This window comes from Wenzhouxiangella indolica (assembly GCF_042310355.1).
Lineage (GTDB): Bacteria > Pseudomonadota > Gammaproteobacteria > Xanthomonadales > Wenzhouxiangellaceae > Wenzhouxiangella.
The window spans coordinates 13,710-37,572 of the sequence record NZ_JBHJMR010000017.1 but is presented as its reverse complement, the minus strand read 5'-3'; the positions used below and the strand labels follow the sequence as shown (position 1 = coordinate 37,572).

The window sequence follows — 23,863 nt, the reverse complement described above, 5'->3', positions numbered from 1 at the left end:
GTGTGACAAGCCCGGCCCGGTATCCTATGCTCGGGTCCTCTGCCTCGAGGGATCCCCGATCATGCGCTTTCTACTGCTTGTCCTCGCCGCACTGCTTGCAGCCGGCTCCGTTCATGCCGAGAAGCTCGCCCTCGTCGGCGGTACGCTGATCGACGGCAACGGCGCGCCGCCGTCCTTCGACAGCGTCATCCTGATCGACGGCGAGCGCATCGAGGCCGTCGGAACCGTCGGCGAACTGGCCGTTCCCGACGACTACCGCGTGATATCGACCGAGGGCATGAGCGTCCTGCCGGGCCTGTGGGACATGCACGTCCACCTGATGCTCAACGGTCACGCCGACTACGAACACTGGCGCGCGACCTACACCGACCGGCTGCGCGAAGACGTGATGCCCGCTTCCGCGCTGCAGTTGCTGATGGCAGGCGTGACCTCCGCCCGCGACCTGGGCGCCCCCCTGGAAGACAGCCTGGCCATCCGCGCGGCCATCGAAGAAGGCGAAATCCCGGGGCCGACGATGTATGTTTCCGGCCCCTTCATCCAGAAGGCGCCCTATCCCGGCACCGACCACTACCGCTGGGGCGTGGACGGCGAGCGCGACGCCCGGGCCAAGGTACGCCGCCTGGCCGAGGCCGGCGTCGACGTAATCAAGCTCATTGACCAGGACCAGATGACCGAGGCCGAGTACAGGGCGGTCGTCGACGAGGCGCACAAGCACCAACTGCCGGTGGTCGCCCACGCCCACCGTCCCGAGGAGATCCTGCGCGGGCTCGAGGCCGGCGTGGACAACTTCGAGCACACCGGGCTGTCCACCGCCCCGGAGTATCCACCGGAAGTGATCGCCGCGCTGCGCGAGCGCACCGCGCAAATGAACCTCGGCCCGCTGTACTGGACGCCGACGGTCGAAGGCCTGTTCAACTACACCTACGTACGCGAGTTCGACGAACACCTCGACGACCCGTCGTGGAAGCGCGGCCTGCCCGACGACATTGTCTCCGACATCGAGCAGTCCATCCGTCACCCGGAAAGACTGCCCTACTTCCAGCTCACGCCGCAGCGCAAGCCCACGCTGGGTCGCAAGTTCCAGCAGTTGCGGGAATCAGGCGTGACCCTGCTGATCGGCACCGATTCGGGCATCCCGATGAAGTTTCACAGCCAGTCGACCTGGAGTGAACTCGACGTCTGGGTCAACCACATGGACGTCGATGCCATGGACACCATTCGTGCGGCGACCTACTGGCCGGCGCGCATGATGGGCGTGCTCGACGAGGTGGGCACGATCGAAGCCGGCAAGTTCGCCGACATCATCGCCGTCAGAGGCGATGTGCTGCGCTACATCAGCCTGCTGCGCGACGTCGACATCGTCATCCGGCACGGGCAGCAATACCGCTGACCGCGGCCGCCAGGGCCGTCTCGCAGCCCAGCTCGACCTTGAAGCGCAACAGGTCGTCGGCGCGCGTACGCCCCCGGTTGACCGCCGCGACCGGCAAACCCCGCGCCGCGGCGTCGCGCACCAGCCGGTAGGCCGAGCCCACGACCAGCGAGCTGCCAATGATCAGCAGGCCGGTGGCGGCTGCAATCGCGTTATCGACGGCGGCGCGGGTTTCCGGCGGCACGGTTTCGCCGAAAAAGACCACCTGCGGCTTGAGCACTCCGCCGCAGGATGGGCAATCGGCCACCCGGAAGCCGGGCCAGTCGTCATCGTCGAGTCGCGCGTCACCGTCGGCATTGATGCCGTAAACCTCGGCGCGCCAGTCGCGATTGAGATCGCTCAGGCGATCCTGCAGCGCTGCACGTGCGCCAACGTTGCCGCAGTCGAGACAATGGACCCGATCGAGCCGGCCATGCAGTTCGACCAGGTGCCGCTGCCCGGCGCGACGGTGCAGGCCGTCCACGTTCTGCGTGACCAGCGTCGCCAGGCCGCCGCGCCGCTCGAGTTCGACCAGGGCCTGGTGAGCAGGGTTGACGCTGGCGCCGGCCATGACGGGCCAGCCGAAGAAGCTGCGTGCCCAGTAGCGACGCCGGGTCTGTTCGCAGCGCAGGAAATCCTGGTAGAGGATGGGCCGGCGCTGCAACCAGCGCCCGCTGCCGTCGCGGTAGGCCGGGATGCCCGAACGTGTGGAAACGCCCGCTCCGGTCAGGACCAGCAGGCGCTTGTGCGCGGCGATGAAATCGGCCAGCCGCTCGACATCGCCGGCGGGCACGGCGACGGGTTTGCCGGGGCGCATTTCGGGGATGCGGATGGAGGCTGGCATGGGTTTGAGATTACCATCCCGGAGATGGTGGTCGCGCGAAGGAAACCCCGCTTCCGGATCCCAATCCGGGCGCTTCACGCCCCGCGGGCCTTGGGTGGGTTGGGGCACGCCGGGGGGTGGGTTGGCGCCCGCCGGTCGCGGTGCGGGCCTCGACAAGTCAAAGGCGTTTCGCCCGGCCTGCTTCGCAGGCGCTTTCGGCGAGTACCTTTTTTCCAAAGCGAAAAAAGGCACGAAAAAGCGCTTTTCAAAGTCAAAGTCCCACGATCCGGGGTTTCAGGACTGGAACCGGGAGGGGGCTGGCCCCTTCGGTGGGCGGGCTTCGCGAAGACTCGGTCGGAGGATCCGGTGGCGCTAGCGTGAATGGGGCGAAGCCCGCACGAGAACGGTTCGGCTTCGAAGGTGGCGCGCTACGCGCGCGGGGGCTTGATCCAGGCGCGTAGGATGCGTGGAGGCCCGTAGGGCCGTAACGCATCGGCCGATGCGTTGCGCTTCGCTCCACGCATCCTACGATTCTCCGCAGCCGCGCAGATGGCGCGCGCTCAGCGCGCGGGGGTCAATCCGGAGCGCAAGCCCAGGATTCCTCCCCGGGCCACTTTCGGAAACGATCCAGGGCACCACGCGACCAGCCGGGCTGTCGCGAAGCCCGCTCACCGAAGGGGACAGCCCCCACAGTCGCAATGCTCCTGAGGTAACCGAGCGTTGGACTTTGACTTTGAAAAGCGCTTTTGCTTACTTTTGTCGCGAATGACAAAAGTGAGTCGCCGCAAGACCCCGCGAAGCGGGCCCGGGCGAAACAGATTTTGACGTGTCGAGGCCCCACACCGCCCGGTGTCGCAAGCCCCTCCAAGACCAGCAGCCCGAAGCGCGCCCCCCGAACAAGACCGGCACCCAATATGTCGTCCGCCACAGATACGACCGCGACGCACGCGGCGCAGCCGCCCCGCCAACCTCTCGGCTGCCGCACCAAAACACCAAGAAGCCCATCAACCCGAATCTGCTAACGTAAAACCCTGCGAACCAGGGAGAACCACATGCGCCGCTGGAACGGCTGGGGTGAGGCGTCGGTCGAGATGGCCCTGCCGACCTCGGCGAAGTCGTTGCTGGTCGAACTGCTGGGTCCTTCGGCGCCCCTGGTCGACGCAAAGCTCGCCGACGTGGTCGCGCGTGTTCCTCGATCGCGCCTGGCTGGCATCGACCACGCCCTGCTGGAGTTCGACGCGGAGACGCGTGTGCGCCACGCCCGCGGCCAGAGCCTGCCGGACTGGCTGGCCCTGCGCTCCGGGGAGATCGGCGTCTTTCCCGATGCGGTGGCGCGGCCCGAAAGCGGCGAGCAGGTTCGCGAGCTGCTGCGGCTGGCAGTCGAGCATGATTTCATCGTCATTCCCTACGGCGGCGGTACTTCGGTGGCCGGGCACATCACGCCGGCGCGGTCGAAGCGGCCGATCGTCACCCTGGCCCTGACGAAGATGAACCGCCTGCTCGATCTCGACGAGGTCAGCGGCGTGGCCAGCTTCGGTGCCGGTGCACGCGGGCCGGAAGTCGAGGCCCAGCTGCGCGCCCGCGGCTACACCCTGGGTCACTTCCCGCAGTCCTGGGAGCTGTCGACCCTCGGCGGCTGGGTGGCCAGTCGTTCCAGCGGCCAGCAGTCGATTCGCTACGGGCGCATCGAGCAGTTGTTTGCCGGCGGGCGCGTGGAGACGCCGGCCGGGCCGCTCGACCTGCCGACCTTTCCGGCCTCGGCCGCCGGCCCGGATCTTCGCGAACTGGTGCTCGGCTCCGAGGGTCGCCTGGGCGTGATCACCGAGGTGCGGGTGCGCGTCAGTCCGCTGCCCGACGACGAAATCTTCGAGACGCTCTTCCTGCCGGACTGGACGCGCGCCTTCGAATGCGCCCGCGAGCTGGCCCGCCGGCGCATCGACTTGTCGATGCTGCGCCTGGCCAACCCGGCCGAGACCTTCACCGGCCTGCGGCTTGCCGTCGACGAGGGCCAGCTCGGCTGGTTCGAACGCTGGCTGCGCCTGCGCGGCATCGGCGCGGACAAGTGCATGCTCACGCTCGGCTACACCGGTGATCACGTTGCCGTCGGCGAGGCCCGGCGCCAGTCGCGCGCCATCCTCAAGCGCTACGGCGCGGCCGCGCCCATGGCGGGCAAACTCGGCCGCAAGTGGGCGCACGGGCGCTTCCGCTATCCCTACCTGCGCGAGGCCTTGTGGAAACTCGGCTACGCGGTCGATACCTTCGAGACCGCGCTGGACTGGTCGCGCGTCGACGGCTACATCCGCGACGTCGAAGCGCGCGTCGGCAAGGCGCTCGCCGCTTGCGATGATAATGGCGGTGCCAATCGCGACGAGCCGGTGCATGTCTTCACCCACCTGTCGCACGTCTACCGCCAGGGCTCGAGCGCCTACACCAGCTATCTCTTCCGCGTCGGCGAGGACTACGACACCACCCTCGAACGCTGGCGCAGGATCAAGGCCGTTGCCAGCCAGGCCGTTGTGGACTGGGGCGGCACCATCAGCCACCAGCACGGCGTGGGGCGCGACCATGCACCGTACCTGAAGGCCGAAAAGGGTGAGCTGGGCCTGTCGGCGCTGGCCACCGTGTTCGGTCGATTCGACCCGGACGGCCGGATGAACCCCGGCGTATTGCTGCCGCAGGACGAACCATGAAGCGCCCCGACGGCTGGCAGCCCGGATCGCGCGCGGCCGTGCTCGATCGCCTCGCCGGCGACGACGAGCCCTGGGACCTGGTCGTCATCGGCGGCGGCATCACCGGCGCGGGCGTGCTGCGCGAGGCCGCGCGGCAGGGCTGGCGGGTCTTGCTGGTCGAGCAGCGCGACTTCGCCTGGGGCACGTCCAGCCGCTCGGCGCGCATGATCCACGGAGGCCTGCGCTATCTCACCCAGGGTGACTTTCGCCTGACCCGTGAGGCGGTGGCCGAGCGCGAGCGCCTGCTGCGCGAGGCACCGGGCCTGGTCGAGGAACTGCCCTTCCTCTACCCGGTTCGCAAGGGACAGTTTCCGGGCCGGCGCGTGTTCAGCGCGCTGCTTTGGTGCTACGACCGCTTCGCCGGCAGGAGCCGGCACCGTTTTCATTCGGCCAATGAGACCGCCTGGCTGCTGCCGGGGCTCGACGAGACCGGCCTGCAGGGCGCGGTCGGCTACGTCGACGCGGTTACCGACGACGCCCGCCTGGTCATGCGCCTGCTCAGTGAGGCCCGCCGCGACGGGGCACAGGCCGTCAACTACCTGCGCGTCGAAGCCCTCGAGCAATCGGGTGACACGGTCGACGGCGTCGAGCTGGTCGACGAGGTCGAAGGCCGCCGTTTCAGCCTCAAGGCCCGCTGCGTGGTCAACGCCACCGGCGCCTGGGCCGATCGACTGCGACAGTCTGTCGGCGGCGCGCCGCGCCTTCGCCCGCTCAAGGGTTCGCACCTGGTCGTGCCGGCCTGGCGCCTGCCGGTGTTCCAGGCCCTGGCTTGCCGACACCCGCGCGACGGGCGCTTTGTCTACCTCTATCCATGGGCCGGGCGCACCGTGGTCGGCACCACCGACATCGATTACGACGGCGATCTCGACGACGAACCCGGCATTGCGCGCGAGGAGCTGAACTACCTGCTCGAGGCGGTGGATGCGCAGTTTCCGGCCGGCGGCATCGTTGAAGCCGACGTCATATCCAGTTGGTCCGGTATTCGCCCGATCGTCGCCGGCGCCGGTGACGACCCCGCCCGCGTCGCCCCGTCGAAGGCCAGCCGCGACCACCTCGTCCTGGTCGAGAACGGCCTGGTCACGGTCACCGGCGGCAAACTGACCACTTTCCGGCTGATGGCCATCGACGTGCTCCGGCGCGCTGCTCGCATGATCGGCCGCGAATTTTCCCCGGCGCACGACCAGCCCGTGCTTTCGCACCCGCCGTTGCATCTGACCGGCCTGCGCTTCGACAACGAGCAGCCGCGACGCCTGGTCGGCTGCTTCGGGGCCGCGGCCGCGCGCCTGCTGGCCGAGGCCGTGCCGGATGAGCTCGAACCGGTTCCCGGTACCGACACGCTCTGGGCCGAACTGGCGTTTTCCGCCCGGCGCGAGGCCGTGGTCCATCTCGACGACTTGCTGCTGCGTCGCAGCCGCGTGGGGCTGTTGCTGGCGCGCGGCGGCGCGGATCTGGCCGAGGCCGTCGAAACACTGTGTCGACGCGATCTCGGCTGGGACGCGTTACGCTGGCAGGCCGAGTGGCAGCGCTACCAGGCCATTCACGCCCGCCACTACGCGCTGCCCGGAGCGCACCACCCAGGAGAGTGAACATGAGCGACGATGACCAGCCATTGATTCTCGCCGTCGACAACGGCACGCAAAGCATTCGTGCGCTGCTGTTCGACGCCCGCGGTGAACTCGCCGGCCGGCACAAGATCGAGATCGAGCCCTGGTTTTCCGATGCGCCGGGCCGGGCCGAACAGGACCCCGAACTGTACTGGAACGAGGTTGGCCGCGCCTGCCGCGCGCTTTGGGAAGACGGCCACGATCCGGCCCGGGTCGCGGCCGTGGCGGTCACCACCCAGCGCGGCACGCAGATCTGCCTCGACGCCGACGGGCGCCCGCTGCGCCCGGCCATCCTCTGGACCGACCGCCGCCGCGTCGACATCGATCGTCTCCCGAAGATGCCCCTGCGCTGGCGCGTTCTGAGCGCCCTGGGCGGTCGCGCCCGGGCCCTCAAGCACCTGCGCGAGAATGCCGAATGCAACTGGCTGGCGGCTAATGAGCCCGAAACCTGGAAGAAGACGGCCGCGTTCGTCGGTGTTTCGGGCTTTCTCAATCTCAGGCTGACCGGCAAGCTCGTCGATTCGGTGGGCAGCCAGGTCGGCTACCTGCCCTTCAACTACCGCGGCCGCTGCTGGGCCGGCCCCGGCAACTGGCGCTGGCCCGCGCTGTCGCTTCGCCGCGAGCAGCTTCCGGAGCTGGTCAACCCGGGCGACCCGCTCGGCGAACTCACGCAATCGGCCGCCGGGCACCTGGGCCTGAACGCCGGCCTACCCGTGATCGCCGCCGGCGCGGACAAGGCCTGCGACCTGGTCGGGGCGGGCATCAGCGATCGCAATTACGGCTGCATCAGTTTCGGCACGCGCTCGACCATCAGCGTCCACAGCGCGCGCTACTTCGAAGCGCGGCCACCGATGCCCGCCTTCCCGGCGGCACGACACGGATACTTCATGGTCGAGTCCGCCGTGCCCCGGGGGTTCTGGATGGTGCGCTGGTTCAAGGAGCAGTTCGGGCTCGAAGAGCGTCAGCGCGCCGAGGCGACGGGTGTGACCGCCGAGTCCCTGCTCGACGAACTGGTCGACGAGGTCGCTCCGGGCTCGCTGGGCCTGATGCTGCAGCCCTACTGGGGCCACGACGTCGATTCCGGGCCCGAGGCGAAAGGCGCGATCATCGGCTTCGGCGACGTGCACACCCGCGCCCATCTCTACCGGGCGTTACTCGAAGGCATCTCCTATGCCCTGCGCGAGGGCGCCGAGCGCATCGAGCGCCGTTCCAGCCGACGACTGCAGGTGCTACGGGTCTGCGGCGGCGGCGCGCGCTCGGAGACGGTCATGCAGCTCACCGCCGATATCTTCAACTGCCCGGTCGAACGCCCGCACACGGTCGAGACGTCCGGACTGGGCGCGGCCGTGCTGGCCGCCTACGCCCTGGGCTGGTACCCGAGCGTGCGCGTGGCCACCCGGGAAATGACGCGCGTGGGCCACCGCGTCGAGCCCGACGAGATCAACCACGTCATCTACGAAAAACTCTACCGCCGAGTCTATCGTCGGCTCTACAAGCGTTTGAAACCGCTCTACCGCGATATTCGCGATATCACCGGCTATCCGGACTGATCGTCGAGCCCCACCGATCCGATGATCCGCCCGGTTCGTTGCCTTCCTTCTCTCCGGTCCCGGTATCCCTCAGCAGTTCGATGAAACCGGCCCGTTCGAACTGGCACGCTGCCAGGCCCAACACCAAGAAGGCGAGCATGGCCAGCACCGGACTCGATACGGCCGGAAGGGCGGACAGCGCCAGGAACACAAGGCCGTTTGCGGCGAGGATTCCGGACCACAGCAAGGGGCGCGAGTCCCTGCTTGCATGTCGTGCCCATCGCGTTGCCAGCGCCTTTGTTCTATTACGCAACATACTGTCCTTCTCCGCATTCGCCCCGGTGAGAGATGAAGTCTATCCAATCGCTCTTCGAGGATTCAAATCCGCCCGAGCGACGGGTCCGATGCGCACCTCGGGCCAGCTGATGGTTCGAGCCGAACACATGGCATCGTGACCACTGCGTAGAATTGACAGCACTTGCCTCTCCTGTCGCCGCTGAGCACGGATGCCGCCGGGCCGATGACCAAACGAGACCGCGATACGCTCGATCTGTTCACCGCCGCACGCGGCGCCGCGCCGCTGTCGGGCGACTGGCCGGCGGCCGGGCGCTTTCCGCTCAACCGCGACGACGCGGCGGTGGCCGATGTCGTGCTGGCCGACCTGAAGGCCTCGAAGCGGCCCCTGATCGTTACCGGATATGCCGGGCTCGACCGCCTGGTGGAGTTCGTTGCCGAGGCCGAAGCCGAAAGCGACGTTCGCGTGGTTTTCGGCTCGGAGCCCTACGACACGGGCGGAACGACCTGGGCGGTGGGCGATTACGATCTGCCCAGGGCGATGAAGGAATACTGGCTCGATCGCGGATTTTCAGTTCTGCTGTCCTCGCGCGTGCTCACCTGCCTGGATCGCCTTCGATCCGGGCGCTTGCGCGCCCGCTACGTCGCCCGCTCGGCCTGGCGACTGCACGCCAAGATCTTTGTCGCCGATGCCGCCGCCTCGCTGGGATCGAGCAACTTTACCCGTTCCGGCTTCCATCACCAGCTCGAGGCCAATACCCGCTTCGAGGCCGGGCGGCGGGGTGAAGAGCGCCGTCGCTTCGACGAGACGGTGCAGATCGCCGAGCAGATCTGGGAGCTGGGCCGCGACTTCAACCAGCGTCTGATCGAGCTGCTCGAGGCCCTGCTGCAGGTGGTGGGCTGGCGTGACGCCCTGGCCCGGGCCGCGCTCGAGCTGCTCGAAGGCGACTGGGCCGGGCGCTACCTGCGCGAACGCTACCTGGCCGAGGACGCGAGGTTGTGGCCCTCGCAGCGCCAGGGCATCGCCCAGGCGCTCTACATCCTGAAAGAACGCGGCAGCGTGCTGGTTGCCGACGCCACTGGCTCGGGCAAGACCCGGGCGGGCATGCACCTGATGGGCGCGAAGATGCAGGAGATCCTGGCCGCCAGCCGCCTGCGGCAGGGCAAGGCGCTGCTGATCTGCCCGCCCTCGGTCGTCGACAACTGGCGCGACGAAAGCGCGAAGGCGCAGGTCCAGGTCGACGTCTACTCGCACGGCGCGCTCAGCCACGCCCGCTCGGGCAACCGTGACAACGTGCTGGCCAACCTGCGCCGGGCCCAGCTGCTCGGCGTCGACGAGGGGCACAATTTTCTCAACGTCGCCTCCAACCGCACCCAGCAGCTTCTGCGCAACATGGCCGACCACGTGATGCTGTTCACGGCCACGCCGATCAATCGCAGCGCCCAGGACCTGCTGCGCATCGCCGACATGCTCGGTGCCGACAACCTCGACGCCTCCACCGTGGCGGCTTTCGAACGCATGCTCGGTGTGCGCTCGATCACCCGCTCGCTGACCGCCGAGGAAATCGCGCAGCTCAGGCGCGAGATCGCCAAGTTCACCGTCCGGCGCACCAAGCGCATGCTCAACGAGCTGATCGAGCGCGAGCCCGAGGCCTATCGCGACGCCGCCGGCCGCCCGTGCCGCTTTCCCGAGCATCGTGCCCGCATCTATCGTTTGCACGAGCCGAAGTCCGATTGCCGTGTCGCCGAGGAGATTCGCGAGCTGTCCGGGCAACTCAAGGGGGTGCTGCACTTTCGCAAGAAGATCGTGCTGCCGCACAGCCTCGCCCGCCGCGGCGTGAGCGAGGAGCGTTTCCTGGCCGGGCGGCTGCGCGCGGCCACCAAGCTGTCGCAGTACATGATCATGCAGTCGCTGCGCTCTTCGCGCGCGGCCCTGATCGAACATCTGCAGGGCAGTGAAGCGGCTGGCGAGGTCTGCGATATCGAGAATCTGGGCCGCTCCGGCGGCGGCAATCTGATCGCCGGCGTCGGCCGCATCGGCGGCCAGCCACCGAACAGCGGCCTGTCGATCGAACTCCCCGAGTGGCTGGCCGATGCCGACGCCCACCGACAGGCTTGCGAGCAAGACCGGGCCTTGCTCGAGCGCATCGCCGAGCTGGCCGGGCAGATCTCGGACGCGCGCGAGCGGACCAAGGCCGCGCACCTGGCCGAGCTCAGTCGACGTTTCGAGCACGTACTGGCCTTCGACACCCGGCCGATCACGCTGGCGGTGATCCGCCACTACCTGCACGAGATCGATGCGGATCTGGACGTGATGGTGGCCACCGGCGATGCGCAGTCCCAGCGCAGCGGCCTGCTCAAGCGTTTCGCGCCGGCCAGCGACGAGCCGGGCCGGGCGGTCGGCCTGTGCTCGGACAGCGTCTCCGAGGGGGTGAACCTGCAGCGCTCGCAGGTCGTCGTCCACCTCGACATGCCCAGCGTGGTGCGTATCGCCGAGCAGCGCGTCGGGCGCGTCGACCGCCTCGACAGTCCGCACCGCTGGATCGAGGCATGGTGGCCGGCCGATGACCCGGCGTTCGCACTGCAAAGCGACGAGCGCTTCATCGAGCGTTACGAGACCGTCGACAACCTGCTCGGTTCCAACATGCCGTTGCCCGAGGAAGTGCGCGCCAGTTCGCCCGCGCTCAGTGCCGAGCAGGCCATTGCCGACTTCGAGACCCTGGCCGGCGAATGGGACGGCCTCGAAGATGCCTTTGGACCGGTGCGCACCCTGGTCGAGGGCGAGCGGCCGCTGATCGAGGCCGATTGGCTCAACGCCTGGCGAGACATGAGTGAATCAGCCCGTTCGGTCATCGGCGCGGTCGTGGCCGATACACCCTGGGCATTTTTCTGCACCTCCGACTCGACCGGCATTCCGCGCTGGATCGCCTTCGACGGCGAAGACAGCGATCCGGTCAGCGACCTCGAATCGGTCGCTGCGCTGCTGCGCCGACGCCTGGGGCCGGAAACCGTCGACCTGGAGACGATCACGCCCGCGGCCGAGCGCATGCTGGGTCATTTTCTCGACCGCCTTGCCGCTGGTGAGCGCAGCCTGCTTTCGCGCCGCAAGCGGCGTGCCCTGGAGGAAATGCGCGCCGTGATCGGCGTGTGGCTGGAGAATGCCGGCACCCGCCAGGACCAGGCGGCGGTCGATATTCTCCACGCCCTGGTGACCATGCTCGACGAGCCGCGCGCCAGCCACCAGCCCGACTGGGAAGAAGTCGCCGCGCGCTGGCTCGACCTGATACGGCCGGTCTGGTACGAAAAGCTCACCGAGGGTGGGCGCAACAAACCGCTGCTTCTGAAAGACATTCGCCGGGCCGTGATCGAGGCCGAGGACCAGCTCCTCGACCACATGCTCGAGGAGTTCAGCCGCGAGTTTCCGGCCCAGCGGCCGATCGACGAGCGCATCATTGCCGGTATCGTCGGAGTGCCTGCCTAGTGCTTTGTAACGTCTTGACGTTAAAACGTCCTGGTGTCAGTCTGGAATCTGGATCCATACTCAGCGCGGGAGCCACCCATGTCCGAAGCCACCAAGCGCTCGACCATCTATTTCGACCCGCAGATCCACGCGGCCCTGCGTCTGAAGGCCGCCAACAGCGACCGCTCGATTTCCGAGATCGTCAACGACGCGGTTCGCGCCGCACTGGCAGAGGATCGGGAAGACCTGTCGGCCTTCAGCGATCGAGTGGCCGAGCCGTCCATGAACTACGAGGCCCTGCTGGACGACCTCAAGGCCCATGGCAAGATATGAGCTGGTCGTCAAACGGTCCGTCGCGAAAGACTTGAGACGGATTCCCAATCCGGACGTTGCCCGGATACTCGAGCAAATCGAAGCGCTGCGCGAAGACCCGCGACCGCGTGGATGCGAGAAGCTCTCCGGGCAGGAACGCTACCGGATTCGCCAGGGGCCGTCCCGGATTCTCTACGAGGTACTTGGCGGCAGGCTGATCGTCACCGTCGTCAAGGTCGCGCACCGCAAGAGCGTCTATCGCCGCTGAGCGCCGGGGCGGCTACCATGAGGCCATGAGCCAGGAATTCCTCCACAGACTTCCCCAACCCGGCCTGCTGGCCGACGCGGTGCTGGTGGTTCATGCCCTGTTCGTGGCCTTCGTCATCGGCGGGCAACTGGCCGTGATGGCCGGCTGGATCCGCGGCTGGGAATGGGTTCGCAATCCCTGGTTTCGCGGAATCCACCTGGTGGTCATCGCCTACATCGTCGTCCAGACCTGGCTCGGTCGCCTGTGCCCGCTGACCGTCTGGGAGGCGGAACTGCGCCGGGCGGCCGGGCAGGCGTACCACGACCAGAGTTTCATCGGCTACTGGCTGGGCGAGCTGTTGTTTCTCGACCTGTCCTGGACGACGTTCCTCGTGATCTACACGGCCTTCGGGACGCTGGTAGTCGTGAGCTGGGTTCACTTCCCGCCGCGAAGGCGCCGGGCGGGGCGTTCCACCCGGTAAACACCTCGGTTCAACCGACCAGCGGCCGGATGGCCCGGCCGACCGCGAACAGCACGGCGACGACGACTATGACCACCAGCAGGTTGCGTCGGCGCCGGGACCGCCGTCTTTTTCGCATCGCGGCCTACTCCATTCCGTCAGCGATGCCCATGAGCGTATCCGCCAGGGCGCTCAGCCGCTTGCGCGTGGCGCCCTCGTGCTGTCTGGACTGCTCGGCAAAGACGCCGGCCAGTGAATCGAGCGTGTCGACCAGTTCGCTGTCGGTATCGCCCGATTCGGCGCGGTCGAGGGCGGCATTCAGCGCATCGCCGTGTGCGGCGCCGAGCGTCGAGCTTCTTGCGAGCTGGTCGGCGTAGGCGCGCGCGACCACCGGTGTGGCCGGCCAGCTCAGGCGCGTCTGCGTCTGCGGATTGAACAGGTCGCCGTCCAGCGCGGCCCTGGCGGCGGCGATCTCGTTGTCGCTGAGGTGTTCGCTCGGCAGCAGCTCGAACACGTCCAGGCCGCGGGCGATCTCGGTGCCGTAGATGCGCCCGTCGTACCAGTAGGTCGACCAGTAGCCGCCCATGGTCAGGTCCTCGCCGTCGACCGGCCCGCGGTCGAAGAAGGCGATTTCATACGGATTGGACGAGTCGGTGAAATCGATCACCGACAAGCCACCCTGGTACCAGGCCTGCGCGAAGATATCGCGCCCGGGCACCGGAATGATCGAGCCGTTGTGGGCCACGCAGTTCTCTTCCGGCGACTGCGGGGCGGGCATCTTGAAGTAGCCGCCGCGCACCAGCTCGCCGTCGACGATGTCGTAGAAGGCGTCCGCGCCCCAGTCGAGCGGATCCGAGGCCCGGCAGCGCGGCCGGCTGCCGCCGCCCCACTCGTCGGTGAACAGCACCTTGGTACCGTCGTTGTTGAACGTGGCCGAGTGCCAGTAGGCGAAGCCGGGGTCGACCACTTCGTCGATGCGCTCGGGGTTCATCGGGTCGGAGATGTCGAACAGGATGCCGTTGCCCGAGCAGGCGCCGGCGGCCAGGTTCTTCTCCGGGAAGACGGTGATGTCGTGGCAGTGGTCGGTCTGGTTGGTTTCCTGCGTTTCATCGCCGTGGTCGCCGCCGGCCCACAGCCCGGCCAAGGTGCCGGATTCGGGGTCGGCGAACACCGCCGGGCTGTCGACGATGCGCGCGTCCTGCGGGCGCTTGACCGGGATCTCGATGATGTCGATGCGAAACAGCGCGGTGCCCTCGTCGCCGTAGCGGCGGGTGTCGAGGCAGCCTGCCATCTCGTCTTCGTCGCGCACCGGGGCGGTGCCGGAGTTGTAGACGATCAGCGAGCCCGACTCGCCGTCGCCGGAGACGATGGTGTGGGTGTGCGAGCCGCGGCAGGTCTGCACCGCGCCGACCTGCACCGGGTTGGTCAGGTCGGAGATGTCGAAGATGCGAAGCCCGCGGAAGCGATCCTCGCTGACCTTGCCGGCGGTGCCCATCAGGCCGCAGTCGAGCCGGCCGCGGGTCTGCTCGACCGACATGATCAGCAAATCGCCGGCGATCGAGACATCACCCTGGCCGCCGGGGCAGACCACCGAGCTGACCAGTTCCGGCACCGCGCCGCCGATGTCGTAGACGTTGAAGCCGTGGTAGTTGCCGGCCACCAGCACCTCGTCGGTGAAGGCCATGTCGGTGTTGGAGAAACTCAGCAGCGACGGGCGCGGTTTGCCGTCGTTCTCGCGGCCGCCGTCTTCTTCGCCTGCGGCTTCGCCGTCCTCGTCAGCCGCTTCATCATCGCCCGCCTGATCGTCGTCTTCCTGTTCGTCTTCGTCCTCGTCGTCGTTCGGGATCGGTCGGCCCGCCGGATGCTCGGGGTCGAAGAAGCCGTCGGGCTTGGGCAGGGCGGCAACCAGCTCGAGGTTGGAAATCGCTTCGCCGGCATCGCGGAAGCCGGCGGCCAGGCCGACGCGCGGGTCCGGCGAGAAGCCGGCCAGCATGGCGGTCATGCGTTCGATCTCGGCTTCCTGGTCGTTGACGACGTCGGTCGTGAACTCGTACAGCACCGGGTCCTGGGCCGAACCGTCGGAATCGAGCAGCTCGTCGACCATCGTGATCGCGCCCTGGTGGTGGTCGATCATCAGCTCGAGGAACAGGCGGTCGAAGTCCGGGCCGCTGGCGTTCTCCAGCTGCGCGATTTCCTCGGGGCTGGCCATGCCGGCCATGTCGTGGTGGGTGTGCATGGCGTGGTGCCTGGTCGGGTCGGGCACGTCCTCGCCGCGCTCGCGCAGCCAGTCCTGCATGAAGGCGATCTCGTCCTCCTGCGAGGCGGCGATGCGCTCGGCCAGGTCGGTCATTTGATTGCGCCCGGTGCGATCGGCCACCAGCGCCGACATCACCAGCGCCTGGTGGTGGTGCGGAATCATGTCCGTCATGAAGGTCACGTCCGCCTCCGAGTAGCCGATGCTGGCCAGGTCGATGGCGTCCTCGGCGGAAATCGTGCGACTGGCCTCGCCGGGTTTTCCGGGCTGGACGATGGGCGCCTGGGCGAGGGCGACCTGGGCCAGGCCGACGGCGCAAGTCAGTGCGACGAGGGCGTGGACAAACCTTGAAACTGCGGACATCTGGATGTTCCCGTACGTGACAGAACCCGGGAATCTAGCAGATTCGACGCGACGGAGTGTGGGCAGACGCCGGAATGATGCGTTACGGCCTTCGGCCTTCACGCATCCTACGATTCCGTACCCCGCCGGTGGCACAACGGCGGCTCATTCGTAGGATGCGTGGAGCGTCAGCGCAACGCATCGTGGTCTGACGGTGGGATGATGCGTTACGGCCTTCGGCCTTCACGCATCCTACGATTCCGTGCCCCGTCGGAGGCACAACGGCGGCTCATTCGTAGGATGCGTGGAGCGTTAGCGCAACGCATCATCTCCCCTGGTTTTCGGCGTCATGCCGCCGACGAGTCGCTGGAGCATGGGTCGGAGCTTCAGCCCGACGTCGGCATGATGCGTTACGGCCTTCGGCCTCCACGCATCCTACGTTTCCGTGCCCCGCCGGTGGTACAACGGCGGCTTATTCGTAGGATGCGTGGAGCGTCAGCGCAACGCATCATGGCCCGGCGGTGGGATGATGCGTTACGGCCTTCGGCCTCCACGCATCCTACGTTTCCGTGCCCCGCCGGTGGTACAACGGCGGCTTATTCGTAGGATGCGTGGAGCGTCAGCGCAACGCATCATGGCCCGGCGGTGGGATGATGCGTTACGGCCTTCGGCCTCCACGCATCCTACGATTCCGTGTCCCGCCGGTGGCACAACGGCGGCTCATTCGTAGGATGCGTGGAGCGTCAGCGCAACGCATCATCTCCCCTGGTTTCCGGCGTCTTGCCGCCGACGAGTCGCTGGAGCATGGGTCGGAGCTTCAGGAACAGCCGGTAGAGGCGCTCGAGCAGCCACGATGCCGGGCGATAGCGGGCGAGCAGGCCCAGCGGCCGCAGCCCGGGAATCTGGCGCCACATCGCGGCGAAGGCCTCGGCGCCCGAGACCAGCTTTCCGCCCTCGTCCCTGGCATGAAAACGGGCCAGCAGCGCGTCGCGGTCGAGCGGGCACTGGCTGGACTCGTCGAAGACGTCGACGAACTCGATCCGCCCGCGCTTGTCGAGCCGGCGCATGAGCGCGATCTCGTGCAGGCACAGCGGGCAGACCGAATCGTAGTAGACCGTCACCCGCGCGCTCATGTCAGGCCCGCGCGTTCGAGGAGTCGGGGAATGTGCTTCTTGAAGGGAAAGAACCCCTTCGTCGCCAAGGGCCAGGCGGCGGTGTCCCAGTCGCGGCGGAAGCGGTAGAGCGGCAAGCCGGCCGCGTCGAGTTCGGCCGACACGGCAAAGAGCGCGTCGCGCAGCGGGCCGACCGGCGCTTCCGGCGCCAGCACCCAGTCGGCCCCGGCCTGCTGCGCCCGTTCGATGAGCGCGTCGGCGCCGAGGGATTCGATCGAGGTGGCGTTCGCCGAAAGGGATAATTGCGCCCGCACTGCGGCATCCGCCGCGGCCTTGCCCACGAACGCTACCGCCTTGTCGCCAAAGGGCCAGGGGTGGTCCGGATGACCGGCAGCGCAGACAACGGCACCGGTGGTGTCGACACCGTTCGGCAGCGCGTCGAGGCCGACCAGGTCGTCGCCATGGAGCAGCAACAAGGCTTTCCCGCCGTCGGGCAGGTCGGGCAGCGCTTCCAGCTCGCCGGCGCTCGGTGGGCGCTCGTCCCGGATGGCCGGGGCTTCCCTTGCCAGCCCGGTCGGCCGGTAGCGCCCGTGCGTGAACTTCTCGATGTTGTCCGCACGCGCCAGGTAGGTCTTTCCCGGCGTCTGGATGCCCGCCACCCAGCGCCAGCCCAGCGTGTTCGAGGCCGGGTCGGCGTCGAGCAGGTGGCGCAGGAAGAAATCCGCGCCCAGCGCCCAGGGCAGCTTCAGCGTGAATATCCAGATCGAGGCGAACCACATGCGCACGTGGTTGTGCAGGTAGCCGGTGGCGACGAGCTCTCGCGCCCAGTCGTCGAAACACTCGATGCCGGTACGCCCTTGCTCGGCATCGGTCAGTGCCCGGGACATGCCGGCATTGGCGCGAACCCTTTCCAGCTCCCGCCGGCTTTCTTCGACGAACGCGTCCCAGACCTGCGGGCGCATCTGCAGCCAGCCCTTCCAGTAGCTGCGCCAGAATACTTCCTGGATGAATTTCTCGGCCGTGGATGGCGCCCAGCGTTCGAGCACGGCCCGAACCACTTCGTGTTCGCTTAGCAGCCGGTGGCGGATCCAGGGCGAGAGCATGGACACGCCTCTCTTGCGGCCCGGGCCCGAGTCCGCGTTGCGACCGGCCGCGTATTCCCGGCCGGCGTGCGGGACAAAATCACGCAGCCGTTCCAGCCCGGCCTCGCGGCCGGGCGGAAACAGGTCGAATGGTGCGGGAAACTCGAGAGCGGGCATGACGGTGCGGTATCGCGAACAAGGGCTGTACGCTACCGCCCCGTCTGCCAACACCACGTGTAGATCGGGGCTGGATCAGCGGCGGACCCCCACCGTCTTGCCCGAACGAGGCCCCTCAGAACATCAGGCGAATACCGCCGCGAACGATGTTGAGGTCGAATTCGTAGGTCTCGACCTGCAGCGTAAAGCCGAACTGCTCGGAAAACGCATAAGTGCCTTCCAGCCCCAGGAAGTAGTCCCCGTCGTTGCCGCTCGAGTCGGTGGTGTAGCCGGCGTAGAAGCGACTCTGGGCCGAGTTGGCCCACATGCTGCGGATGCCCGCCGAAGCGCGGAAGCCGTCGGAGTCGAGCGACCCGGCGTCGATCCGGTCATAACCCAACTCGAAGTTGAAGTCCGAGCCATTGCTGATCGCCGTGCGGTAGCCGAAATTCAGTTTGCTGATGTCCAGGTCGACGGAAGACCAGTAGCCGCCGACGTCGTAGCGCTGATGGCTGCCGTTGAGATAGAACGGTTCGGCGATTTGCGCCGAAAAGCCCCCCCAGTAGCCGTCGTCTCCCGAAAGGGAGAAATCGTCGATATCGATAACCCCGTAGCCGATCTCGAGGTAGTTGTAGTTCGGCTGCTCGGCCACGGCCAGCATGGAACCGGAAATGAACGCCGCCGCCGCGACGCCCCGCAGGATGTTGGTTGCCTTCATTTGTTTCTCCAGGTGTATGAATGCGGGCGAAGTCGCCCGTTCGGAGCCGATTGCCGACCATAGGAAACCACCGGAAGAATCTCCCCCTCTGCGTCCCGGGGCGCCAACCCGCTTGAAATAGCGTACCCCAAGCGATGGGGTTCATGCACGTACCGCGATCAGAATCCCAGGCGCAGGCCGCCGCGCAGGAGGTTGCGATCTCCTTCGTAGCTTTCGAACTGCAGCGTGAAACCAAGCCGTTGGGTCAACGGGAAGCTGCCTTCCACGCCCAGGAAAACGTCCTGCTGCGCCTGGGTGTACCCGAGGTAGATGCGGCTGTCCACGCGCGAGCCTGAACGCAGCCGCACGCCGACCGATGCGCGCGCGCCGCTGCCGTCGTCGTCGCGTGCGCCGGCCGAGTCGCTGATGTCGAACTGGTCGAAGCCGATCTCGGCGTTGAAGTCGCTGTGTTCGCCGATCGGCAGGCGGTAGCCGAAGTTGAGCTGCCCCAGCTCGAACTCGCCCGCGGCGTGGATCGAGTAGCGCGCCAGGTCGTAGCGCCCGTACCGGCCGTTGATGTAGAGCTTGTCGGCCAGGCGGGCCGAAAAGCCGGCCCAGTACCCGCCGTCGCCCTTGCCGCCGGGCGTGTCCACCTGCGCGTAGCCGGCACCGCCCTCGATGTAGCTGTACGTGGGTTCTTCGGCGGTCGCCGCCGTCGAACCCGCCATGAACGCCGCCGCCGCGACGCCCCAGATCATATTGCCCGTCTTCATTCGTTTCTCCAGGTTGAAAGCCAGGACGGGGCAGCCCGCCCGCAAAGAGCCGATCGTCGATCCAGGGAATACAACCGGGAGAAACCCCTTTCCGCCCCTTGCGCAATCCGCCGCCGGCAAGCCTACCCCAAGCGCGGGGGAATTTGAAATGCGTGCCGGTGCGAGGCGTTCGTGTCTGCCGCTGGCACAGATGCGTTACGGCCTGCGGCCTCCACGCATCCTACAATGCCGGGTTCCGGGTTCCGGGTTCCGGGTTCCGGTTTCCGGGTTCCGGGTGCCGGGTTGCCGGGTTGCCGGGTTGCCGGGTTGCCGGGGTGCCGGGGTGCCGGGGTGCCGGGGTGCCGGGGTGCCGGGGTGCCGGGGTGCCGGGGTGCCGGGGTGCCGGGGTGCCGGGGTGCCGGGGTGCTTTCGTAGGATGCGTGGAGCGGCAGCGCAACGCATCGTTGCACGGCGCCGGAACCGAGGCGCTGCGGCCTGCGGCCTCCACGCATCCTGCGACCAGGTCATTCCGCTTTCAGGTACTCCGCCAGCCAGTCGTGCACCTCGTCCCAGAAGTGTCGCGCTTCCTTGCCTTTCATGATCCAGTGATTGGCGTCGTGGAAGACCAGCAGTCGCGAGGGCACCTGCATGCGCTGCAGGTAGGTCCAGGCCGCGAGCGTCTGGTTGAGCGGCACGCGGTAGTCCTTCTCGCCGATGGTGAGCATGGTCGGGGTGTTGAAGTTCTCGACGTAGCTCGACGGGCTCTGCTCGTCCCAAACCGTGCTCTCGCTCCAGGGCGGGCCGTCGTTCATGCGTTCGCGATGGAAGATCACGTCGCTGGTCGACCACTGGCCCTCCAGGTCCACCAGGCCGGCGTGGCCGACCAGCGCGTCGAAGCGCTCGGTGGTGGCCAGCAGCCAGTTGACCAGGTGGCCGCCGTAGCTCGCGCCGCTGGCGGCCTGGCGGTCGGGGTCGATGAAGTCGAAGCGCTCGGTGGCGACGTCGGCGGCTTCGACCAGCTCCTCGCCCGGGGTGGCCAGCGGGTCGCCCTCGATGTTGCGCGAGAACTCCGCACCGTAGCCGACCGAGCCGGTGTAGTCGGTGAGCAGCACCACGTAGCCTTCCGAAGCCAGCAGGTGCGGGCTCCAGCGCACGTGGTCGGCGTCGAGCGAGGAACTGAACGGCCCGCCGTGGATGAACAGCACCAGCGGGTACTGTTTGCTCTCGTCGAAGTCGGGCGGCAGCGCCAGCCAGTTGTGGATCTCCCGGCCCTTCGAGGAGGTGAACCAGAACTCGCGGAAGGCCGGGCGGTCCAGGCCTTCGAGCCGATCGGCGTTGAACTCGCTCAGCGCCGTTCTCGACCCGCTCGTCGGCGCCACGCGAACGACCTCGACCGGCACGGCCGAGCTTTCCCAGTTGGCGACGATGGCATCGTCCGCGGCCTGCACGCCACCGTAGACGCCGCGGCTTTCAGCGTCGAGTACGGTGATTTCGCTGCCGTCGGCGGCCATGGCGAACAGGCGCACGCGGCCCTGGTCGGCGGCATTGAAGTAGATCGTTTCACCGTCGGCGGCAATATCGAAGCCGCCCACCGAGCGATCGAAGCCGGAGGTCAGCACCTCGAGCTCGCCGGCGATTCGCTCGCCGTTCCACTCGCCCCGGGCAATCTCGTTGTGGTTGTAGACCCAGTCGTTGATCGGCTCGTAGTTGCAGTAGACGAACTCGCCGTCGGGCGAGAACTGCGCGCCGGTGCAGCTGAAGTCGTCGCCGTCGGTGATGCGCGCGGGCTCGCCACCGTCGAGGGGAACGCGATACAGGTGGCGGCGCACGATCGAATGCGCGGCCTGGTGCAGGTTGGCCGTGGCGGTGATGACCAGGGCGTCGCCGCCGGGTGTCCAGGCCGCATCGAGCCCGCCCTCGTAGCCGGGGCCGGAGACCAGCCCCGTGTCGAACATCGGGTCGGCCGGCTCGGCGCCGCGCTCGGCTTGCTGCACGAACAGGCGCTTTTGTTTGTTGTCGCGCCACTTGTCCCAGTCGCGCACCGGGAAGTGCTCGTAGCGCGAGACGTTGATGCCGTCTTCGTCCTCGGCCTTCTTGCGCTCGGCGTTGGCCTCGCTGCCCTCGGCATCCGGCCAGACCGAGCTCTCGAAGGCGATACGCTCGCCGTCCGGGCTCCATTTCGGGTTCGCCGCGCCGGTGGAAAACTCGGTGATGCGCCGCGCCTCTCCGGGCCCGGTCATGTCCATCACGAAGATCTGCGCCTGGGCGTCTTCCTCATCGCTTCGCTTGGCCGAGAAGGCGATCGCACCGCCGTCGGGCCGCCAGTCCACGCCGGATTCGGCCGAGGGCGTGGTGGTGAGCCGGCGCGGCGGCTCCGAACCGTCGACGGTGATCAGCCACAGGTCGGAGACTTCTTCGTCGTCCTCGTAGGAAGGTTCGGTCACCGACACCACCGCGTGCCGCCCGTCGGGGCTGACCACCGGCGCGCCCAGCCGCTTCATCAGCCAGACGTCCTCGTGGGTGATCGCTTGAAGGTCGGTGTCCTGCGCCGCGAGCGGCGTGGCCAGCAGCAGGGTCAGGGCGCCTGCGAGAAGGGACTTGAACATCATGGGCTCCGGATCGGGTGATCCGCCCATTGTAGGCAGGATTGCAGTCGCGCTGCAGGGCCACGCGGGTGGGCCCGGGCAAGGAAAGAAAGGCCGGGCGCCGTCAGTCGACACGGCGCCCGGCGGGGTTCAGCGGCTCACTCGCTCAGAAGCAGCGGCGGCCGACCAGCGTGGTGAACGCGGCGACGGCCATGACCAGCATCAGCAGGGCCAGGCCGACGGGAGACAGGGTGTTCACCGACAGGCTCTCGCCCCCGGGTTCGGGGCCGATGGGCTCACCCGAGATCGAACCGCCCAGCGAGAAGGCAAGCGTGGCCTGCGTGCTGCCGGGGTCGAGGTCGAAGGCGTAGGCGTCGGTGATATCGGCCGGGCCGTAGGCTTCCTCGCCGGGGTAGCGCGGGTCGTTGAGCGGCGGCAGTAACGTGGTGTTGATGTCGCCGCCAACACTGAAGGTGGCCGTGCCGCCCGAGATCGCGGACCGCAGTTCGCTGAACTCATCCGCCGCGAAGCCCGCGTAAGTTGCCGAATCGGGGGCATAGTCCGCGAAGTGCCCGATGCCGAGGTCATCGGTATCGTCGAGGGTCAGTATCTGGAAATTGCTGGCGCCAGGCGTTCCCAGCACGATCATCACATCGTCGCTCGCGCCGAGGATGTCCTGGTCAAAGTAGTTGATGACCCGCACGTCGCCGAAGGCGGAGGCCGACTCGAAGGTCAGCGTGACCTGGTAAGTGGCCTCGCCGGCCGGAATCGCGGCCACCGCCGTCCAGTCGATCTGACCGTTGGGGCCGGTGAAGCTGCCCGACGAGGTCACTTCGGCGGTGTCGGTGAGCGTGGGCGGCGAAGTCACGGTCGTTGCGCTCAAGGGCACGAAGCTGCCGTCGTCGCCGTCATCGACGTAGGTGTTGAACTCGTAGATCAGGTCCTCCGGCGCAAAATCCACCGCGTCGAGTTCGCCGAATTCCGTGTCGCCGCCGGCCAGGACCTCCACGGCCCAGGCGCCATCGCCGCTGACACCGTTGTCGATCAATATGCCGCCGCCACCGCGGCTTTCTCGGGGCTCGCCCTTGCCCTGCGCCAGGGCGCTGCCGCTGCCGAGCAGGCAAACGGCGAACATGACCAGGGCCCAGCGTGCCATCGAAGCCGTTGAAATCCGTTGTTCCATTGCAAATCCCTCCCGAAGAGCGTCTGTAGAGGTCATATAAACGTGAAACCTTTCACAATCATGCCATCCGGGAGAGACACAACCCCGGCCCTCAGCCCGGCTCGTCTTCCGGCGGGGTGGGCAACACCATCAGTTCGTGGACATCCACGTGTTTCGGCTGGCCGAGCGCAAACATCACCGTGCGGGCCACGTCTTCGGCCTTGAGGACATCCGGCTTGGGTTCGTCGAAGAACGGCGTGTCCACCATGCCCGGTTCGATCAGCGTGACCCGGCAGCCCGTTCCTTCGAGCTCGGCGCGCAGGCCGTAGCCGATGGCCGATACCGCCCACTTGGTGGCCGAGTACATCGAGCCGGCCAGCGTGCGGCGTCCGGCCACCGAGCCGGTCAGCAGCACGTGGCCCTTGTTCTTTTTCACCTCCTCGAGCGTGGCGCGCAGCGTGTAGGCCGCGCCCAGGATGTTGACGTCGACCATCAGCTTCCAGTCGTCGACCGAGCCGCTGGCAAAGCCGGCCGGCCGACCGCCGACACCGGCGTTGGCGAAGACCGCGTCGATGCGGCCGTAGTGGTCCATCACCGCCTCAACCATGCGTTTCTGGTCCTCGAAATCGGTGACATCGCAGGTCGTGGCGAAGGCGCGATCGGCGCCCAGCTCGTCGACCAGGGCGTCGAGCTTGTCCTTGGAGCGCGCGCACAGGGCCAGCCGATAGCCGGCCTTCGCCGCGTGCCGTGCGGTCTCGGCGCCGATGCCGCTGGAGGCGCCGGTGATCAGCAGAACCCGGTCGTGTCGTTCGCTCATGGCAAAGCTCCTTGCTTGAAATGTCCCGGAACACTAGC

18 protein-coding genes are annotated in these 23,863 nt (G+C 67.5%); 8 read left to right on the top strand and 10 right to left on the bottom strand.

Translation table 11 applies throughout. The annotated features are described in order from the left end of the window. The first annotated feature begins 61 nt into the window (after positions 1-61). Entirely contained in the window at positions 62-1,390 is a 1,329-nt protein-coding gene (locus ACDC67_RS14115; RefSeq protein WP_376694156.1) for an amidohydrolase family protein, read from the top strand. Here ACDC67_RS14115 and ACDC67_RS14110 read toward each other — a convergent pair. Next, the gene (locus tag ACDC67_RS14110) at positions 1,362-2,252 is read right to left on the bottom strand and encodes an NAD-dependent protein deacetylase (RefSeq protein ID WP_376694154.1); all 891 of its coding nucleotides are present in this window, start codon (positions 2,250-2,252) and stop codon (positions 1,362-1,364) included. The genes ACDC67_RS14115 and ACDC67_RS14110 overlap by 29 nt on opposite strands. A gap of 1,031 nt (positions 2,253-3,283) precedes the next feature. Here ACDC67_RS14110 and ACDC67_RS14105 point away from each other — a divergent pair. From ACDC67_RS14105 to ACDC67_RS14095, 3 genes are read left to right on the top strand one after another with little or no spacing between them, the layout of a single operon-like run. Beyond that, positions 3,284-4,921, top strand: a complete 1,638-nt coding sequence (locus tag ACDC67_RS14105; RefSeq protein ID WP_376694152.1) for an FAD-binding oxidoreductase — start codon at positions 3,284-3,286, stop codon at positions 4,919-4,921. Next, positions 4,918-6,546: a glycerol-3-phosphate dehydrogenase/oxidase gene (locus ACDC67_RS14100; protein ID WP_376694150.1), complete on the top strand. Its 1,629-nt coding sequence runs from the start codon at positions 4,918-4,920 to the stop codon at positions 6,544-6,546. Before ACDC67_RS14105 ends, ACDC67_RS14100 begins: the two co-directional genes overlap by 4 nt. Before the next feature lie 2 nt (positions 6,547-6,548). After that, positions 6,549-8,114 carry an FGGY-family carbohydrate kinase gene (locus tag ACDC67_RS14095; protein WP_376694148.1) on the top strand — a complete coding sequence of 522 codons (1,566 nt, stop codon included), beginning with the start codon at positions 6,549-6,551 and terminating at the stop codon, positions 8,112-8,114. Here ACDC67_RS14095 and ACDC67_RS14090 read toward each other — a convergent pair. Further along, positions 8,095-8,304, bottom strand: a complete 210-nt coding sequence (locus tag ACDC67_RS14090) for a hypothetical protein (protein ID WP_376694146.1) — start codon at positions 8,302-8,304, stop codon at positions 8,095-8,097. The genes ACDC67_RS14095 and ACDC67_RS14090 overlap by 20 nt on opposite strands. Positions 8,305-8,613: 309 nt before the next feature. Here ACDC67_RS14090 and ACDC67_RS14085 point away from each other — a divergent pair, with 309 nt between their 5' ends. From ACDC67_RS14085 to ACDC67_RS14070, 4 genes are all read left to right on the top strand, one after another. Beyond that, positions 8,614-11,868, top strand: a complete 3,255-nt coding sequence (locus ACDC67_RS14085) for an SNF2-related protein (protein WP_376694145.1) — start codon at positions 8,614-8,616, stop codon at positions 11,866-11,868. Between the two features lie 78 nt (positions 11,869-11,946). After that, complete coding sequence (locus ACDC67_RS14080; protein WP_376694143.1) at positions 11,947-12,180, top strand: CopG family transcriptional regulator; 234 nt, start codon at positions 11,947-11,949, stop codon at positions 12,178-12,180. Then, positions 12,167-12,427 (top strand): type II toxin-antitoxin system RelE family toxin, encoded by a 261-nt coding sequence (locus tag ACDC67_RS14075; RefSeq protein ID WP_376694141.1) that lies wholly within the window; start codon positions 12,167-12,169, stop codon positions 12,425-12,427. Before ACDC67_RS14080 ends, ACDC67_RS14075 begins: the two co-directional genes overlap by 14 nt. 25 nt (positions 12,428-12,452) lie before the next feature. Beyond that, the gene (locus tag ACDC67_RS14070; protein WP_376694140.1) at positions 12,453-12,887 is read left to right on the top strand and encodes a DUF2784 domain-containing protein; all 435 of its coding nucleotides are present in this window, start codon (positions 12,453-12,455) and stop codon (positions 12,885-12,887) included. Between the two features lie 124 nt (positions 12,888-13,011). Here ACDC67_RS14070 and ACDC67_RS14065 read toward each other — a convergent pair whose 3' ends face one another. The 8 genes from ACDC67_RS14065 to ACDC67_RS14030 form a co-directional block, all read right to left on the bottom strand. Further along, positions 13,012-15,483 carry a DUF305 domain-containing protein gene (locus ACDC67_RS14065; protein WP_376694139.1) on the bottom strand — a complete coding sequence of 824 codons (2,472 nt, stop codon included), beginning with the start codon at positions 15,481-15,483 and terminating at the stop codon, positions 13,012-13,014. A 722-nt stretch (positions 15,484-16,205) separates the two neighbouring features. Then, the gene (locus ACDC67_RS14060) at positions 16,206-16,595 is read right to left on the bottom strand and encodes a thiol-disulfide oxidoreductase DCC family protein (protein WP_376694137.1); all 390 of its coding nucleotides are present in this window, start codon (positions 16,593-16,595) and stop codon (positions 16,206-16,208) included. Next, entirely contained in the window at positions 16,592-17,833 is a 1,242-nt protein-coding gene (locus ACDC67_RS14055) for an FAD-binding domain-containing protein (RefSeq protein WP_376694136.1), read from the bottom strand. The genes ACDC67_RS14060 and ACDC67_RS14055 overlap by 4 nt, the downstream gene beginning before the upstream one ends. 115 nt (positions 17,834-17,948) lie before the next feature. Next, complete coding sequence (locus ACDC67_RS14050; protein ID WP_376694134.1) at positions 17,949-18,530, bottom strand: hypothetical protein; 582 nt, start codon at positions 18,528-18,530, stop codon at positions 17,949-17,951. 158 nt (positions 18,531-18,688) lie between these two features. Further along, positions 18,689-19,282, bottom strand: a complete 594-nt coding sequence (locus ACDC67_RS14045; protein ID WP_376694132.1) for a hypothetical protein — start codon at positions 19,280-19,282, stop codon at positions 18,689-18,691. A 503-nt stretch (positions 19,283-19,785) separates the two neighbouring features. Continuing rightward, positions 19,786-21,867 carry a S9 family peptidase gene (locus ACDC67_RS14040; RefSeq protein ID WP_376694130.1) on the bottom strand — a complete coding sequence of 694 codons (2,082 nt, stop codon included), beginning with the start codon at positions 21,865-21,867 and terminating at the stop codon, positions 19,786-19,788. 145 nt (positions 21,868-22,012) lie between these two features. Then, positions 22,013-23,029 carry a hypothetical protein gene (locus ACDC67_RS14035; RefSeq protein WP_376694129.1) on the bottom strand — a complete coding sequence of 339 codons (1,017 nt, stop codon included), beginning with the start codon at positions 23,027-23,029 and terminating at the stop codon, positions 22,013-22,015. A 91-nt stretch (positions 23,030-23,120) separates the two neighbouring features. Next, on the bottom strand, positions 23,121-23,825 hold the full coding sequence (locus ACDC67_RS14030) for an SDR family oxidoreductase (protein WP_376694127.1): 705 nt from the start codon (positions 23,823-23,825) through the stop codon (positions 23,121-23,123). Positions 23,826-23,863 lie beyond the last annotated feature (38 nt).

Bases quoted from the DNA above. Each gene is read 5' to 3' on its own strand.
- ACDC67_RS14060 (WP_376694137.1), bottom strand. From the start codon at position 16,595: ATGAGCGCGCGGGTGACGGTCTACTACGATTCGGTCTGCCCGCTGTGC.
- ACDC67_RS14045 (WP_376694132.1), bottom strand. From the start codon at position 19,282: ATGAAGACGGGCAATATGATCTGGGGCGTCGCGGCGGCGGCGTTCATG.
- ACDC67_RS14040 (WP_376694130.1), bottom strand. From the start codon at position 21,867: ATGTTCAAGTCCCTTCTCGCAGGCGCCCTGACCCTGCTGCTGGCCACG.
- ACDC67_RS14030 (WP_376694127.1), bottom strand. From the start codon at position 23,825: ATGAGCGAACGACACGACCGGGTTCTGCTGATCACCGGCGCCTCCAGC.
- ACDC67_RS14115 (WP_376694156.1), top strand. From the start codon at position 62: ATGCGCTTTCTACTGCTTGTCCTCGCCGCACTGCTTGCAGCCGGCTCC.
- ACDC67_RS14080 (WP_376694143.1), top strand. From the start codon at position 11,947: ATGTCCGAAGCCACCAAGCGCTCGACCATCTATTTCGACCCGCAGATC.
- ACDC67_RS14105 (WP_376694152.1), top strand. From the start codon at position 3,284: ATGCGCCGCTGGAACGGCTGGGGTGAGGCGTCGGTCGAGATGGCCCTG.
- ACDC67_RS14085 (WP_376694145.1), top strand. From the start codon at position 8,614: ATGACCAAACGAGACCGCGATACGCTCGATCTGTTCACCGCCGCACGC.
- ACDC67_RS14050 (WP_376694134.1), bottom strand. From the start codon at position 18,530: ATGAAGGCAACCAACATCCTGCGGGGCGTCGCGGCGGCGGCGTTCATT.
- ACDC67_RS14055 (WP_376694136.1), bottom strand. From the start codon at position 17,833: ATGCCCGCTCTCGAGTTTCCCGCACCATTCGACCTGTTTCCGCCCGGC.
- ACDC67_RS14095 (WP_376694148.1), top strand. From the start codon at position 6,549: ATGAGCGACGATGACCAGCCATTGATTCTCGCCGTCGACAACGGCACG.
- ACDC67_RS14035 (WP_376694129.1), bottom strand. From the start codon at position 23,029: ATGGAACAACGGATTTCAACGGCTTCGATGGCACGCTGGGCCCTGGTC.
- ACDC67_RS14100 (WP_376694150.1), top strand. From the start codon at position 4,918: ATGAAGCGCCCCGACGGCTGGCAGCCCGGATCGCGCGCGGCCGTGCTC.
- ACDC67_RS14110 (WP_376694154.1), bottom strand. From the start codon at position 2,252: ATGCCAGCCTCCATCCGCATCCCCGAAATGCGCCCCGGCAAACCCGTC.
- ACDC67_RS14070 (WP_376694140.1), top strand. From the start codon at position 12,453: ATGAGCCAGGAATTCCTCCACAGACTTCCCCAACCCGGCCTGCTGGCC.
- ACDC67_RS14075 (WP_376694141.1), top strand. From the start codon at position 12,167: ATGGCAAGATATGAGCTGGTCGTCAAACGGTCCGTCGCGAAAGACTTG.
- ACDC67_RS14065 (WP_376694139.1), bottom strand. From the start codon at position 15,483: ATGTCCGCAGTTTCAAGGTTTGTCCACGCCCTCGTCGCACTGACTTGC.